Here is a 12995-nt window from a genome sequence, read left to right as displayed (position 1 = left end):
GAAATGAAAAACGTGCAGACAGGGACGCTGAGTCCGTTGATCCAACAAATGGTCAGCAGCATCACTGAACAGGATGGCGATGCGGCCATCGCCAACGCGCTTGACTGGCTGCGGGCCGAATGTCGCAGCGAGCGGGCCATGCTTTATCAGTATCGCAATGGCGTGCTGCTGAGCTGTATCACGTCGAACGTCGACAGTTACTGGAAGGATCTTTATTGTCAGGGACGCCTGATGATCGAAGACCCGGTCATCCGCTGCTACCGTCACACCATGGGCTTTCTGAATTGGGAAGAGGCGTTCAAGACGTACCCGCCCTCTGCGGCCTATATGGCGGCGGTGGAGGATTGCGATCTTTTACCAGCGTTTTCCTACGGCTACAGCAGCCAGACCCGAGCCAATCAGGGCGTCATCACCATCTGCACGCTCAACGGCATGGAGCGCCCGCTGTCCCACAACGATCGCTATCTGCTGACAAGTCTGGTGCCGATGCTTCATGTGGCAGGGAAGGGGCGTCAGTTGCAGACGCGGGCGCTGTCTCCAAAAGAGCTGGAGATTCTCAAATGGGCGCGGGAAGGCAAGACTGCGTGGGAGATTGGACTGATAAAAGAAGTCTCGGAGGCGACCGTCAAGCATCACTTCAAAAGCATCTACGCCAAGCTCGGCGTAACCAACCGTGCTCAGGCGGTGGGCGAGGCATTGTGTCGGGGGATCATTCAGTAGAACCCGACTCGGTATCCGTCTGCGCTTGAGGTAAGCCTGGCACAAAAAAGCCAAAAAAACCGCGATAGCATCAACTATCGCGGGAATCTACAAGGGATGCTTCGATGAGAGTGAAACGTGCTGTCGCCGAAACGCTCTGTTGCGGCGTAGTACTTATCGGGTGTGATAAGTAGGCAAATCAAAGCGGTGCTGGCTTTGCAACATCGAGATAGCGGGCAGCTCACTGGCTTGAGCGGCCAAGTCGCGACGAATCGCGCTTATCACCCATTCCAGCTGCACGGGGGTATGCAGTTGAGCGTAGGACACGCAGCGGCGGATGTTGGTGCCTTCTTCGTTGCGCAGAGTCAACAGAACGCCACCGTCCGGACGCGGCTGGGTGGTGACTTCGAAATCGGAAAATACGGATGCGAATTTTTCTTGGATGAAAGTCATGTCTAGAGGCTCCATTGCTCATGGGATAACAAGCTTGGAATGACTAGTGCAGTGACTGTGCCAGCTTTTGAGGTTAAATAAATCTCAATGAAATCAACGGCTTATGGATTTTTGAAAAATATTGCCTCGTGCAATATGCATGAATGCCTCTCGTGCATCCTGCAATTTACCGGAGTGGGGAGTAGGGGATGGGTGTGACGGGGGGAGCGCTTGCCCATTGCGGACATAACTGAGACAGCGGTATCCCGGATTTATTTCACTACGTTGCTGAAATTTTCGCAGGACACCTTTCGCCGCTCCTATCGGGCTGATTGAAACCGCTGACTGGGCGCCCGAAACTGAAGCTGACATTGTGGATGCCCATTGTGCGGTGGCGCCATCAGTGGAACTAGACGCTTTGTCCAGGGCTCCTAGAGTGCCTGGCCTTAGATCGCCGCACCCGTTGATTGATCCCGCGCAATGCCTTGCGCTACTGGAGTTATGTAATGTCTGAAGCCCCCAACACGCCCGGTTCTGCCACGCGCATGACAGACGAAGAAGCACTGGAGTTTGCCGAGCAGGTATTCGACCGGGCCCGTGCCGGCGACGCCCCGATGCTCGACCGGCTGCTGGAAAACGGCTTGACCCCCAACCTTCGTAATCACAAAGGCGACACGCTGTTGATGCTGGCCAGCTATCACGGTCATCAAGACGCCGTGCGTGTACTGCTCAAGCACAAGGCTGACCCTGAGCTGCGCAACGACAACGGTCAGAGCCCGATCGCCGGCGCTGCTTTCAAAGGCGATCTGGAAACCGTGAAGATCCTTGTCGAAGGCGGCGCAGATGTCGAAGGCGCATCGGCCGATGGTCGGACGGCATTGATGATGGCGGCGATGTTCAACCGTACGGCCATCGTCGACTACCTGATCTCCAAAGGTGCCAACCCGCACATTCAGGATGCCAAGGGCGTTACTCCCTTGATGGCCGCGCAAACGATGGGCGCGACCGAGACCGCCGAGCAGCTCACCCGTCTGGGGGCGTAAGCGATAGAGGCGCGCAGCATTTCCAGCTATCCTGCGCGCCTGTTTTCCTGCCCTCGGACGATCTGCCATGAACGCTTCACTCATCGAATTCATCAGCAAGATCAGCTCCGGCTGCATGAGCGATGAAGAAATCGGAAAAATCGCCGACGAGGCCGCCCAGGCTTACGCCGACCCCGACGCATTCCTGACCGCCAATCCCGATATCAATTTCGACGACACGTTCCCGATTCCGCTGGGGGAGTGGGTTGTCATCGGCAGCCTCCCCGACACCGTCTTGCTTCAGGCCGATACCTATCCTGACCTGCTCACCGAGATCATGGCTTCGTTCGGCCCGAACGTTTCGTTCAATATCAAGCCCAAGCAACTGGTCAAGGCCGAGCCGCTGGTGGCGTTGAACCGCATTCAGGTGCAGCTTTCGAGCATGAACAAGGACATGGGCGGTTATGTGCTGATGGACATCAGCGAACCTCTGGACCATGTGTTGCAAACAGTGCTGGTCTACGGCACCGACGTTGAGCGGGTCATGGCCCTTGGCGTCGAGCTCGGTATTTTGATAGAGCCTGCGCTGGAGGCGCTCAAGGCGCAGATTTGATCTTCGCCTGCGGCCTTTGCTGCGCCGCGAAATATCCCTGCCAACCCACGGAACCCTCATTGCAGGCCACCACTCTCAAGTGGGCAAGCCTTCAATAAGGAGCAACACCATGGGTTCTACCTTCAACGGTCTGATTGGCCTGATTATTCTGGCGCTGGATATCTGGGCCATCATCAACGTGCTGAAAAGCGGCGCGGAAACCGGGAAGAAAATTCTCTGGATTTTGCTGATTGTCATCCTGCCAGTGCTGGGCCTGATTATCTGGGCAATCGCCGGTCCGCGTGGCAACGTGCGTATCTAGTAGCGTGGCTATCTAGTACCGCAGTAGAAGCGCAGCAAGGCTTCAGAACACATGACGCCCGACTGGCCTGGCCAGTCGGGCGTTTTTGTCTGGGCGGATCACCCTCGCGCCACCACGACATTCGACCTGTCATGCTCCGCGACGTAGAATGCGCGCCTTCTTGTGGGCGGCCTGCCGTCCTGTCATCAGTAGTTATCGGGGACTCCCTCCATGAGCGATTATCAAGAAACGTTGTACGAAGGCTACGGTCAGCGCTTTCGCATGGAAAAAATGCTGCATGAAGTGCGCACCGAGCATCAGCATCTGGTGATCTTCCAGAACCCGCGCATGGGTCGCGTCATGGCGCTGGACGGCGTGATTCAGACCACTGAAGCCGACGAGTTCATCTATCACGAGATGCTCACCCACGTACCGATCCTGGCCCACGGCCGCGCCAAACGCGTCCTGATCATCGGCGGTGGCGATGGCGGCATGCTGCGCGAAGTTGCCAAGCACGCGACGGTCGAGCACATCACCATGGTCGAGATCGACGGCACCGTGGTCGAGATGTGCAAGGAATACCTGCCGAATCACTCCAAAGGCGCTTTCGATGATTCGCGTCTGAACCTGGTGATCGACGACGGCATGCGCTTCGTCGCCAACACCGAGGAAAAATTCGACGTCATCATTTCCGATTCGACTGACCCGATCGGGCCGGGCGAAGTGCTGTTCTCGGAGAACTTCTATCAGGCCTGCCATCGCTGCCTCAACGAAGGCGGCATTCTGGTCACCCAGAATGGCACGCCGTTCATGCAGCTGAGCGAAGTGCAGACCACGGCAGGGCGTATGAATGGCCTGTTTGCCGACTGGCATTTCTATCAGGCAGCGGTGCCCACCTATATTGGCGGCGCAATGACGTTCGCCTGGGGCTCGACGGATTCCCAGCATCGCAAGATTTCACTGGATACCTTGCATCGGCGATTCGCCGGCAGCGGCATCGTCACCCGTTACTACAACCCTGAGGTCCACATCGGCGCCTTCGCATTGCCGCAGTATGTGCTTCAGGCGATCAGCAAACCTAGCAATGCCTGACGGCTGCTGGTGTTACGTAAACCTGACATTACCACCTCAATGTCAGGTTTGCGTAACTTTTCCTTGCTCGTCATTCATGTCACGTATACCTTCCATTCATTATTGAATGTTATGCAGGCGTGACAAATGGACGCGACGTTATTGCTCGAACGTCTGGGCCGTCAGATCGAGGAGATGCGCAAATCCCGCGGCCTTACTCAGGTTCAGCTGGCCTACCAGTCGGGCATGACCCGGCAAAAGCTCGCCGAAGTTGAAAAAGGCAGCCCGACCGTGGCGGTGAATTTCTACGCCAAGGTCCTGGCCGCGTTGAATGCCGAGATAAAAGTCGTCTCCGCCCGACGCCCGACCTTTGAAGAGCTGCGCGAGGTGTTCCAGTGAAACCGCTGGATCGCGTACGCATTTTTACCCCGGAGGGTGAGAGCGGTGAGCTGTCGGCAGCGGAGTCAGGCGACTACCTGTTTCGCTACGGCCTGGACGCGAGTCCGGCGGCGCAGATCAGCCTGACCATGGGCGTGCGTGATGCGGCCTACGTCTCGCGCAGCCTGCACCCGGTTTTCCAGATGAACCTGCCCGAAGGCTTCGTGCTGGAACAGTTGCGCAATCGCCTCGCCAAAACCACACCCCTCAATCCCATGCTGCTGATGGCATTGACCGGCAGCGGTTCGCCGGTCGGCCGGGTGGCCGTGGCTTCGCCCATGATCGACGAGTTGCTGGGTGGTGTGGGCCCGGTCGCAGGCAAAAGCCTGGGCCAGATACTCAGTTGGGACGGCACGCAGGATCTGTTTGCCGAACTGGTCGATCAGTACATTTTGCGCACGGGGATTTCAGGCGTTCAGCCCAAGGTCATCGTGCCCGACTCGGATTTTGTCACGGACCCGAAAGCCACGCTGTTGATGCCCGAATTGATCGTCAAGTCGGGGAGGGCGGACTTCCCGGGGCTGGCCGTCAACGAGTACGTGTGCATGGACGCTGCACGCAGAGCCGGCATGCCGGTACCGGAATTCTATCTGTCGGATAACCGCCAGCTGTTCGTCATGCGCCGTTTTGACCGGGACGCTGAGCAACGCGCCATCGGCTTCGAGGACATGGCTGTGCTGATGGGCCTGGGCACGGAGCAGAAATACGACTCGAGCTACGAAAACATCGCCAAGGCCATTCGCCTGTTTTGCGCACCCGAGCAGGTGCGTGATTCGCTGGACCAGTTCTTCGACATCGTCACGCTCAGTTGCATGGTCGGCAACGGTGATGCGCACCTGAAAAATTTCGGGGTGCTATACCGCGATCCTTTGGGGGCGGACGCACGACTGGCCCCGGCCTACGACATTGTCAATACCACCGCGTATATAAAGGATGACGCGCTTGCCCTGCGCCTGGATGGCTCGAAAAGCCTGTTCGGTTCAAGGCTCGGCATCCTGACCCTGGCGTCGACCTGTGACATCCGCAAACCAAACCTGCGCATCGCGCGGCTGATCGCGGCAGTGCAGGCGTCGCTGCAGGAAAACGCCTCGCTCAGCGCCCATGCACCTCATGTTTTCGAAGCCATCGAACACGCGGTCGAGCGGTATGCCCAGACATTCAAGGTTTAGGCGCTATTCAAGGCTTTGTAAGAAAATATGAGAGGCGGCATTAATGAACGGAATTTTCACCGTTTCTTCGGGAAGATTCGCGCCGTCTCAAGCCTGGCACCTGATTGAGGTAAATGTTTGTACCGATCCGTCATGAAGAATGCGCGGCATCGGTGGTAAACCGCGAGGGTTCACGTAAGATTTGGCCCTCGCAGCCCGGACCGGCATTTTCAATGCGGTCGGGCGCACAGCTTCTGAACTTAAACCTGAATCCAACGGATCCCACAACACATGGCCAAAACGGACGCCCCGGCGCGCGCGCCGCAACCTACCGTCAAATCGCACCTGGCCTATACGCTCCTGAGCGGCCTGGTGCTGATGGTCCTGTACACCCTTTTGCGCGTTGCGCTGCTGGTCTATAACCGCGAAGGCATCGGCGCGACGCCGGCGTCGACGTTCGTCGAGGCGTTCGGCAATGGCCTGCGATTCGATCTGCGTCTGGTCGTGTACATCCTGATTCCCCTTCTGCTGTCGCTGTTCAGCGCGCGCATGATGGCGGCCCGTGGGGTGTTTCGCTTCTGGCTGACGCTGGTTGCAAGCCTGACCGCGTTCTTCGGCCTGATGGAGATGGATTTCTACCGTGAATTCCACCAGCGGCTGAATGGCCTAGTTTTCCAGTATGTCAAAGAAGACCCGAAAACCGTTCTGAGCATGATCTGGTACGGCTATCCGGTGGTTCGCTATCTGCTGGCCTGGGCACTGCTGACCTGGCTGCTGAGCCTGGTCTTCAAAGGGGTTGATCGCCTGACCCGGCCCCGTGGCGGCTTCAACGTTGCCAGCGCCGACAACCGCATGGTCGCGCCGCTGTACAAGCGCGCCGTGGTTTTTCTGCTGTGTCTGGTGGTGGCCGTCATCGCCGCTCGCGGCACCCTGCGTCAGGGCCCGCCGCTGCGTTGGGGCGATGCTTACACCACTGAATCCAACTTCGCCAACACCCTGGGCCTGAACGGCACGTTGACGCTGATCGCGGCGGCCAAGAGCCGGATGTCCGAGGACCGTGACAACATCTGGAAAGCGACCTTGCCTCAGGCCGAAGCCCAGCAGATCGTCCGCGACATGCTGCTGACCGCCAACGACAAGCTGATCGATCCAGAAAAAGCTGCGGTGCGTCGCGATTTCACGCCGCCGGCGGCCAACACGCTGCCGATCAAGAACGTCGTCGTGATCCTGATGGAAAGTTTCGCCGGCCATTCCGTGGGGGCGCTGGGTGATGAATCAAACATCACACCTTACTTCGACAAACTGTCCCAGGAAGGTCTGCTGTTCGATCGTTTCTTCTCCAATGGCACGCACACCCATCAGGGCATGTTCGCGACCATGGCGTGCTTCCCGAACCTGCCGGGCTTCGAGTACCTGATGCAGACGCCGGAAGGCAGTCACAAGCTGTCCGGTCTGCCGCAGCTGCTCAGCGCCCGCAAGTACGACGACGTTTACGTCTACAACGGCGACTTCGCCTGGGACAACCAGTCCGGCTTCTTCAGCAACCAGGGCATGACCAACTTCATTGGTCGCAATGACTTTGTGAATCCGGTGTTCTCGGACCCGACCTGGGGCGTGTCCGACCAGGACATGTTCGACCGTGGCGCCGAAGAACTGAAAGCCCGCGAAGCCAAAGGCAAGCCGTTCTATGCCTTGCTGCAAACCCTGTCCAACCACACGCCGTACGCACTGCCGGCCAATCTGCCGGTCGAGCGCGTGACCGGGCATGGCACCCTGGATGAACACCTCACTGCCATGCGTTATTCGGATTGGGCGCTGGGTCAGTTCTTCGAGAAGGCCAAGAAAGAGCCGTACTACAAAGACACGCTGTTTGTGGTCGTCGGTGACCACGGCTTCGGCAACAACGAGCAGATCACCGAAATGGACCTGGGCCGCTTCAACGTCCCTATGCTGATGATCGCCCCGGGCCTGCAAGACAAGTTCGGCAAGCGCAGCAGCATTGTCGGCACGCAGATCGATATCGTGCCGACCATCATGGGCCGCCTGGGTGGCGACACCGTGCACCAGTGCTGGGGCCGCGACCTGCTCAATCTGCCGGCGGGAGACGAGGGCTTCGGTGTGATCAAGCCATCGGGCAGCGAGCAGACCGTGGCGCTGGTCACCGGTAACCGGATCCTGATCGAACCCAAGGAAATGGAGCCGAAGGTGTACAGCTACGCGTTGGGCACCAAGCCCCATGCCGAGCTGATGCCGAGCGCGCCGGACGTCGCCGAGTTGCGCAAGAAGCTCGACAGCTTCCTTCAGACCGCGACCAGAAGCCTGCTGGACAACACGGCAGGGGTCAAAGACGCCAAGCCACAATGACCGCAGCCTGATGAAAAACGCCCCGAGACCGGGGCGTTTTTTTGCCTGCGGATTCATGGCTTCAGGCTGCGAACGTCAGCTGTGCGCTGACGATTCGGGTTGAACGTCGTTGCGCCGCAAGGGTCAAGATCAACAGGCCGTAGTCAGGCCCTTACTGAGGAGAGATTGATGAAAGTGTGGACTATTTCGTTTCTGGACAAAGACGGTGTGCAGCAAACCCTCGATCTTGAATCCGATCACCGTCCCAGTGAAGAAGAGGCTGCGCAGCAACTCCGTCCGATCCTGTTCCCGGTCGCCAGTGATCTTGATCTGAACGACCTTGACGGTCGCACTGCCGAGCCCACCGTGAAGACACTCAAAGAGCAGAACGCGGTACAGATCATCTCCATCGTCGAGGCTTCGTAAGAAGCCTGCATTTCACGGCATCCTGCCAATTGGCAACGCGCTATCAATGGGCGTACTCTGCCAGCGAGGTCGGTGATGCATCTACCCGAGTCCACTCGCGTACGTATGCCCGTTTTGTAAAGCGCACCGGCCTTGTCAGCGACATGCTTGAGTCCCGGGCGGCAGATGACCTGCCGCTACACGCCTCGCCATCGAGGGGTGTTTCGGGATAGTTGAAACTCTATCTATCGTTGCATAGGAGGACGTTTCATGAGCACAGCCTATCAAGAAGACGTCAGCAGCCATGTTCTGCGCTGCATGAAAGAAGGCGGTTTCGACTTCGCACGCATTCACCCCATTGAGTTCTATGCCACCTTTCCGGATGAGGACCGGGCGCGTCAGGCTGCGGAAAAATTTCGTGGCGAGTCAGTCAATGTCCAGCTCAATGCACTGGAAGACGGTGCCTGGCACCTGGAACTGAGCAAAGTGATGTACGCCACCTACGACGGGATAGGCGATTTCGAGCAGGATTTCCAGACCGCGATTGTCGGTCTGGACGGGGAGGTCGAAGGCTGGGGCGTCAAACAGGTACTCCAGCGCCTTCATTGACCTTGAGGCGCTGAGCCATTGCGCCGATCTTCAAACGCTGTCTCCCGGCTCCACGGCAAAAGTGGGGCGGGAGATGCACCGAGCTGAATCACAGGCAAAAAAAGCCGCTCTCTTGGAAGCGGCGGAAAGGGAATATCGGTCGTTAGCAGCGATGCTGCGAATAAGGTTTTGTAGCCAATCGCCCTGTGTGATCCGGCGGGTTGGTCTGCGGTATGGGGCGATTATGATGAGCTCACGTACCGCGCGGAAATGAACTCTGGCTATGCGCGCGATAGTTTTTTCAAGCGCGGGACGCTTCGCCATGGAGCGTCAGGTAACAGGTCAGGGCGCATCGCGCACAGGAATGGTGCGGGCGCTCCGGCTGTTTAAATCAACCCGTTGATTTTCAAGCGTTTATGCCGATGGCACGGGCCTTGCGAAGGCTCTGGTGTCCATGGTGACAAGGAGTACGGCATGATCCGCACCTTTTATGACGAGATGTACGATGCGGGCGGCATAGTCCGTCCGCATTATCGGGAATTCGCCCGTTGGCTGGGCGAAGCGCCGCCTGAGTTGCTCGCTCAGCGCCGGCGTGAGGCCGATTTGTTGTTTCATCGCGCCGGGATCACGTTCACGCTGTACGGCGACGAGCAGGGCACCGAGCGGCTCATCCCCTTCGATACGATTCCGCGCAGCATCCCGGCCAGCGAATGGCGGGTGGTTGAGCGCGGTTGCATTCAGCGCGTCAAGGCGCTGAACATGTTTCTCGCTGACCTCTATCATGATCAGCGCATCATCAAGGCCGGGATCATTCCCGCCGAACAGGTCCTCGCCAATGAGCAATATCAGTTGGCGATGCAGGGCCTGAATCTTCATCGCGACCTGTATTCGCATATCTCCGGCGTCGATCTGGTGCGTGACGGCGATGGCACGTATTACGTGCTCGAAGACAACCTGCGCACCCCCAGCGGCGTGAGCTACATGCTCGAAGACCGCAAGATGATGATGCGGCTGTTCCCCGAGCTGTTCGCCGCGCAACGCATCGCGCCCATCGATCACTACCCGAATCTGCTGCTGGACACCCTGAAAAGCTCGAGTCCGCTGGATAACCCCAGCGTCGTCGTGCTGACTCCCGGGCGCTTTAACAGCGCGTTTTTCGAGCATGCGTTTCTCGCCCGTGAAATGGGCGTCGAACTGGTCGAAGGCGCCGATCTGTTCGTGCGCGATGACCGCGTCTTCATGCGCACCACGGACGGGCCGAAAGCGGTCGATGTGATTTACCGCAGGCTTGACGACGCATTCCTTGATCCGCTGGCGTTCAATCCGGATTCGATGCTCGGGGTGCCGGGCCTGCTGGCCGCCTACCGCTCCGGAAATGTTGTGCTCGCCAATGCCATCGGCACCGGCGTGGCGGACGACAAGTCGGTCTACCCCTTCGTGACCGACATGATCCGTTTCTACCTCGACGAAGAGCCGATCCTCAAGAACGTGCCGACCTGGCAGTGCCGCAAGCCCGAAGAGCTGTCCCACGTGCTCGCCAACCTGGGCGATCTGGTGGTCAAGGAAACCCAGGGCTCCGGCGGCTACGGCATGCTCGTCGGTCCCGCCGCCACTGCCGCCGAAATCGAGTCGTTCCGGGCGCGGCTCAAGGCCAAGCCCCACGCGTACATCGCCCAGCCGACCTTGTGCCTGTCGACCTGTCCGACCTTCGTCGAGAACGGCATCGCCCCACGCCACATCGACCTTCGCCCGTTCGTCCTGGCTGGCCGCGAAACCCGTGTAGTGCCCGGCGGTCTCACGCGCGTTGCTCTGCGCGAAGGCTCGCTGGTGGTGAATTCGTCGCAGGGTGGCGGAACCAAGGACACCTGGGTGGTCGAGGATTAAGGATGCCTGCCAATGCTAAGTAGAACTGCCTCGGATTTATATTGGATGTCGCGGTACCTGGAGCGCGCCGAAAACCTCGCGCGGATGCTCGACGTCAGTTACTCGCTGTCGCTGATGCCACAGGACGGGCGCGGGGATGGCCTCAATGAAATCGCCATGCCACTGCTGATCACCGGAACCCTGGACGATTACCTGGAGCGCCACGGCGACCTGCACGCCGAGCGCTTGCTGCACTTTTTCGCGCTGGACGCCGAAAACCCGGCCAGCATCTTCAGCTGTCTGGGTGCGGCGCGGGCCAGTGCCCATGCGGTGCGTGGGCGTATTACTGCGGACATGTGGGAAAACATCAACGCCACCTACCTGGAAATTCGCGGCATCGCCGAACAGGGGTTGAGTCGCTACGGGATGAGCCGTTTCTGTGAATGGGTCAAGGAGCGTTCGCACCTGTTCCGCGGCGCCACCTACGGCACCATCATGCGCAACGACGCCTTCCGTTTCATTCGTCTGGGCACATTCATCGAGCGCGCCGATAACACCCTGCGCATGCTCGATGCGCGCTATGAAATGCTCGAATTGCGCGGCCCGTCCGCCAACGCGGCGGCAGACAGTTCCGCCGCCGGCTATTACCAATGGAGTGCGCTGTTGCGCGCGTTGTCCTCGTTCGAGGCGTACACGGAGGTTTATCGCGATGCACCGGGTGCCCGTCAGGTCGCTGAATTGCTGCTGTTGCGTGCGGACATTCCGCGCTCATTGCGTGCGTGTCTGGAGGAGCTGGACATCATTCTCGCCAGTCTGCCCGGGGCAAATGGCCGCCCCGCCCAGCGTCTGGCCGCCGAGCTGGACGCTCGCCTGCGCTACACCGGCATCGACGAGATCCTCGATGAAGGCCTGCATGAGTGGTTGAACGAATTCATCCCACTTCTGGCCCAACTGGGTAGCGTCATTCACACTTCTTACCTGGAGGCTGCATGAGACTCTCAATTAGCCACGAGACCACCTATCACTACGACGATCAGGTCCGCGCCAGCATCCAGTATTTGCGTCTGACTCCCCATGACAGCGAGCGCCAGCAGGTGCTGAGCTGGCAATTGGCATTGCCGCGCCCGGTGCGTGCTCAGATCGATCCCTTCGGCAACATTCTCCACGTCCTGACCCTGGACGAACCCCATGAAGCCATCGTCATTGGCGCGCGTGGGCAGGTCGAGATCGACGAGAAGCGCGAGGCGGAACATGAAAGCCAGTCTGCATTGCCCTTCCTGCGCTTTACCCGCCTGACCGAGGCTGACGAAGCGATTCGCGCCTTTGCCATCGCGCAGACCCACAAGCGCACCGACCGCACCGCGCTGATCGATATGATGCACGCGCTCAACGAGCACATCACCTACACGCCGGGCTCTACCGCCGTCGATACCAGCGCCGCACAAGCGTTCGCCAATCGCGTCGGCGTGTGTCAGGACCACACCCATGCGTTTCTGGCTTGCGCCCGCAGTCTGGGGGTGCCGGCGCGCTATGTGTCGGGTTATCTCTGCAGCGACAGCAGCGAGCATCTGTCCAGCCATGCGTGGGCGGAAGCGTGGATTGACGATGCCTGGTACAGCTTCGACGTGACCAATCAATTGGCGATCCCGGAGCGGCATCTGAAGCTCGCCGTCGGCCTGGATTATCTGGACGCCTGCCCGGTGCGCGGCATGCGCCGTGGTGGTGGTTGCGAGCAGATGCACGCCAAGGTGGTGGTGTCGCCCTCGGCGCCGATCGCTATTCCTGCGGCTGCAAAAAGCCAGCGCCGATGATTCAGGTGCAACGCCAGGGCTGATCAACCCGTAGCGGTCGAGCGTTCAGAAGAACGCTCGGCGGCCATCAGCCGAACGGCGCGCCACTCGGTGCGCTTGAATGCCACCCCCAAGATCCCAAAACTTCGCGAGTTCAATACGCGATGCCCACACGGCCGCCGGTGACCTGCAGGACACAGGCAAGCCGGGGGCGGGGCTGCGCTTGCAAGCGGCAGGATGCTCAGCCAAACAGGCGGGTCATGTTGGGCAGGATGAGCAGCAGAGTAGTGGCGAAAACAATTA

Annotated in this window: 14 protein-coding genes; 13 read left to right on the top strand and 1 reads right to left on the bottom strand. The window is 59.2% G+C overall.

All coding sequences use genetic code 11. The features are described 5' to 3' along the window. Positions 1 to 3 precede the first annotated feature (3 nt). Positions 4 to 720 (top strand): LuxR family transcriptional regulator, encoded by a 717-nt coding sequence (locus JN403_RS21035; RefSeq protein ID WP_172611560.1) that lies wholly within the window; start codon positions 4 to 6, stop codon positions 718 to 720. A 153-nt stretch (positions 721 to 873) separates the two neighbouring features. Here the strand turns inward: JN403_RS21035 and JN403_RS21030 are convergent, their stop codons facing one another. Next, a complete protein-coding gene (locus tag JN403_RS21030) occupies positions 874 to 1152 on the bottom strand; it encodes a DUF3509 domain-containing protein (protein WP_074891912.1) in 279 nt (92 codons plus the stop codon). 485 nt (positions 1153 to 1637) lie between these two features. Here JN403_RS21030 and JN403_RS21025 point away from each other — a divergent pair, with 485 nt between their 5' ends. From JN403_RS21025 to JN403_RS20970, 12 genes are all read left to right on the top strand, one after another. Then, entirely contained in the window at positions 1638 to 2174 is a 537-nt protein-coding gene (locus JN403_RS21025; protein WP_163023067.1) for an ankyrin repeat domain-containing protein, read from the top strand. Between the two features lie 67 nt (positions 2175 to 2241). Further along, on the top strand, positions 2242 to 2766 hold the full coding sequence (locus JN403_RS21020; RefSeq protein ID WP_205484112.1) for a hypothetical protein: 525 nt from the start codon (positions 2242 to 2244) through the stop codon (positions 2764 to 2766). A gap of 109 nt (positions 2767 to 2875) precedes the next feature. Beyond that, positions 2876 to 3067, top strand: coding sequence for a PLDc N-terminal domain-containing protein (locus JN403_RS21015; protein ID WP_037009073.1), 192 nt, complete (start codon positions 2876 to 2878; stop codon positions 3065 to 3067). A 210-nt stretch (positions 3068 to 3277) separates the two neighbouring features. Beyond that, positions 3278 to 4138 carry a polyamine aminopropyltransferase gene (speE, locus tag JN403_RS21010; protein ID WP_205484111.1) on the top strand — a complete coding sequence of 287 codons (861 nt, stop codon included), beginning with the start codon at positions 3278 to 3280 and terminating at the stop codon, positions 4136 to 4138. A gap of 126 nt (positions 4139 to 4264) precedes the next feature. Then, positions 4265 to 4516 carry a helix-turn-helix domain-containing protein gene (locus tag JN403_RS21005; protein WP_122624154.1) on the top strand — a complete coding sequence of 84 codons (252 nt, stop codon included), beginning with the start codon at positions 4265 to 4267 and terminating at the stop codon, positions 4514 to 4516. A gap of 5 nt (positions 4517 to 4521) precedes the next feature. After that, a complete protein-coding gene (locus JN403_RS21000; RefSeq protein ID WP_205487589.1) occupies positions 4522 to 5724 on the top strand; it encodes a type II toxin-antitoxin system HipA family toxin in 1203 nt (400 codons plus the stop codon). Between the two features lie 270 nt (positions 5725 to 5994). Next, the gene (locus JN403_RS20995) at positions 5995 to 8067 is read left to right on the top strand and encodes an LTA synthase family protein (RefSeq protein WP_205484110.1); all 2073 of its coding nucleotides are present in this window, start codon (positions 5995 to 5997) and stop codon (positions 8065 to 8067) included. Positions 8068 to 8235: 168 nt separating this feature from the next. Next, complete coding sequence (locus JN403_RS20990) at positions 8236 to 8472, top strand: hypothetical protein (RefSeq protein WP_122535170.1); 237 nt, start codon at positions 8236 to 8238, stop codon at positions 8470 to 8472. 249 nt (positions 8473 to 8721) lie between these two features. Then, positions 8722 to 9060 carry a ribonuclease E inhibitor RraB gene (locus JN403_RS20985; protein WP_122535171.1) on the top strand — a complete coding sequence of 113 codons (339 nt, stop codon included), beginning with the start codon at positions 8722 to 8724 and terminating at the stop codon, positions 9058 to 9060. A 453-nt stretch (positions 9061 to 9513) separates the two neighbouring features. After that, the gene (locus JN403_RS20980) at positions 9514 to 10923 is read left to right on the top strand and encodes a circularly permuted type 2 ATP-grasp protein (protein ID WP_074891898.1); all 1410 of its coding nucleotides are present in this window, start codon (positions 9514 to 9516) and stop codon (positions 10921 to 10923) included. Between the two features lie 12 nt (positions 10924 to 10935). After that, positions 10936 to 11895: an alpha-E domain-containing protein gene (locus JN403_RS20975; protein ID WP_065989404.1), complete on the top strand. Its 960-nt coding sequence runs from the start codon at positions 10936 to 10938 to the stop codon at positions 11893 to 11895. Then, positions 11892 to 12713 (top strand): transglutaminase family protein, encoded by an 822-nt coding sequence (locus JN403_RS20970; protein WP_205484109.1) that lies wholly within the window; start codon positions 11892 to 11894, stop codon positions 12711 to 12713. The genes JN403_RS20975 and JN403_RS20970 overlap by 4 nt, the downstream gene beginning before the upstream one ends. The last annotated feature ends 282 nt before the right edge of the window (positions 12714 to 12995 follow it).

It is taken from the genome of Pseudomonas sp. 15A4 (genome assembly GCF_016925575.1).
Taxonomy (GTDB): Bacteria; Pseudomonadota; Gammaproteobacteria; order Pseudomonadales; family Pseudomonadaceae; genus Aquipseudomonas.
This window is presented reverse-complemented; position numbering and strand designations above follow the sequence as displayed.

Excerpts from the sequence above, each read along its gene's own strand:
- JN403_RS20980 (WP_074891898.1), top strand. The coding sequence starts at position 9,514 with ATGATCCGCACCTTTTATGACGAGATGTACGATGCGGGCGGCATAGTC.
- JN403_RS21025 (WP_163023067.1), top strand. The coding sequence starts at position 1,638 with ATGTCTGAAGCCCCCAACACGCCCGGTTCTGCCACGCGCATGACAGAC.
- JN403_RS21035 (WP_172611560.1), top strand. The coding sequence starts at position 4 with ATGAAAAACGTGCAGACAGGGACGCTGAGTCCGTTGATCCAACAAATG.
- JN403_RS20985 (WP_122535171.1), top strand. The coding sequence starts at position 8,722 with ATGAGCACAGCCTATCAAGAAGACGTCAGCAGCCATGTTCTGCGCTGC.
- JN403_RS21015 (WP_037009073.1), top strand. The coding sequence starts at position 2,876 with ATGGGTTCTACCTTCAACGGTCTGATTGGCCTGATTATTCTGGCGCTG.
- JN403_RS21005 (WP_122624154.1), top strand. The coding sequence starts at position 4,265 with ATGGACGCGACGTTATTGCTCGAACGTCTGGGCCGTCAGATCGAGGAG.
- JN403_RS20995 (WP_205484110.1), top strand. The coding sequence starts at position 5,995 with ATGGCCAAAACGGACGCCCCGGCGCGCGCGCCGCAACCTACCGTCAAA.
- JN403_RS20975 (WP_065989404.1), top strand. The coding sequence starts at position 10,936 with ATGCTAAGTAGAACTGCCTCGGATTTATATTGGATGTCGCGGTACCTG.
- speE (WP_205484111.1), top strand. The coding sequence starts at position 3,278 with ATGAGCGATTATCAAGAAACGTTGTACGAAGGCTACGGTCAGCGCTTT.
- JN403_RS21030 (WP_074891912.1), bottom strand. The coding sequence starts at position 1,152 with ATGACTTTCATCCAAGAAAAATTCGCATCCGTATTTTCCGATTTCGAA.
- JN403_RS21020 (WP_205484112.1), top strand. The coding sequence starts at position 2,242 with ATGAACGCTTCACTCATCGAATTCATCAGCAAGATCAGCTCCGGCTGC.
- JN403_RS20970 (WP_205484109.1), top strand. The coding sequence starts at position 11,892 with ATGAGACTCTCAATTAGCCACGAGACCACCTATCACTACGACGATCAG.
- JN403_RS20990 (WP_122535170.1), top strand. The coding sequence starts at position 8,236 with ATGAAAGTGTGGACTATTTCGTTTCTGGACAAAGACGGTGTGCAGCAA.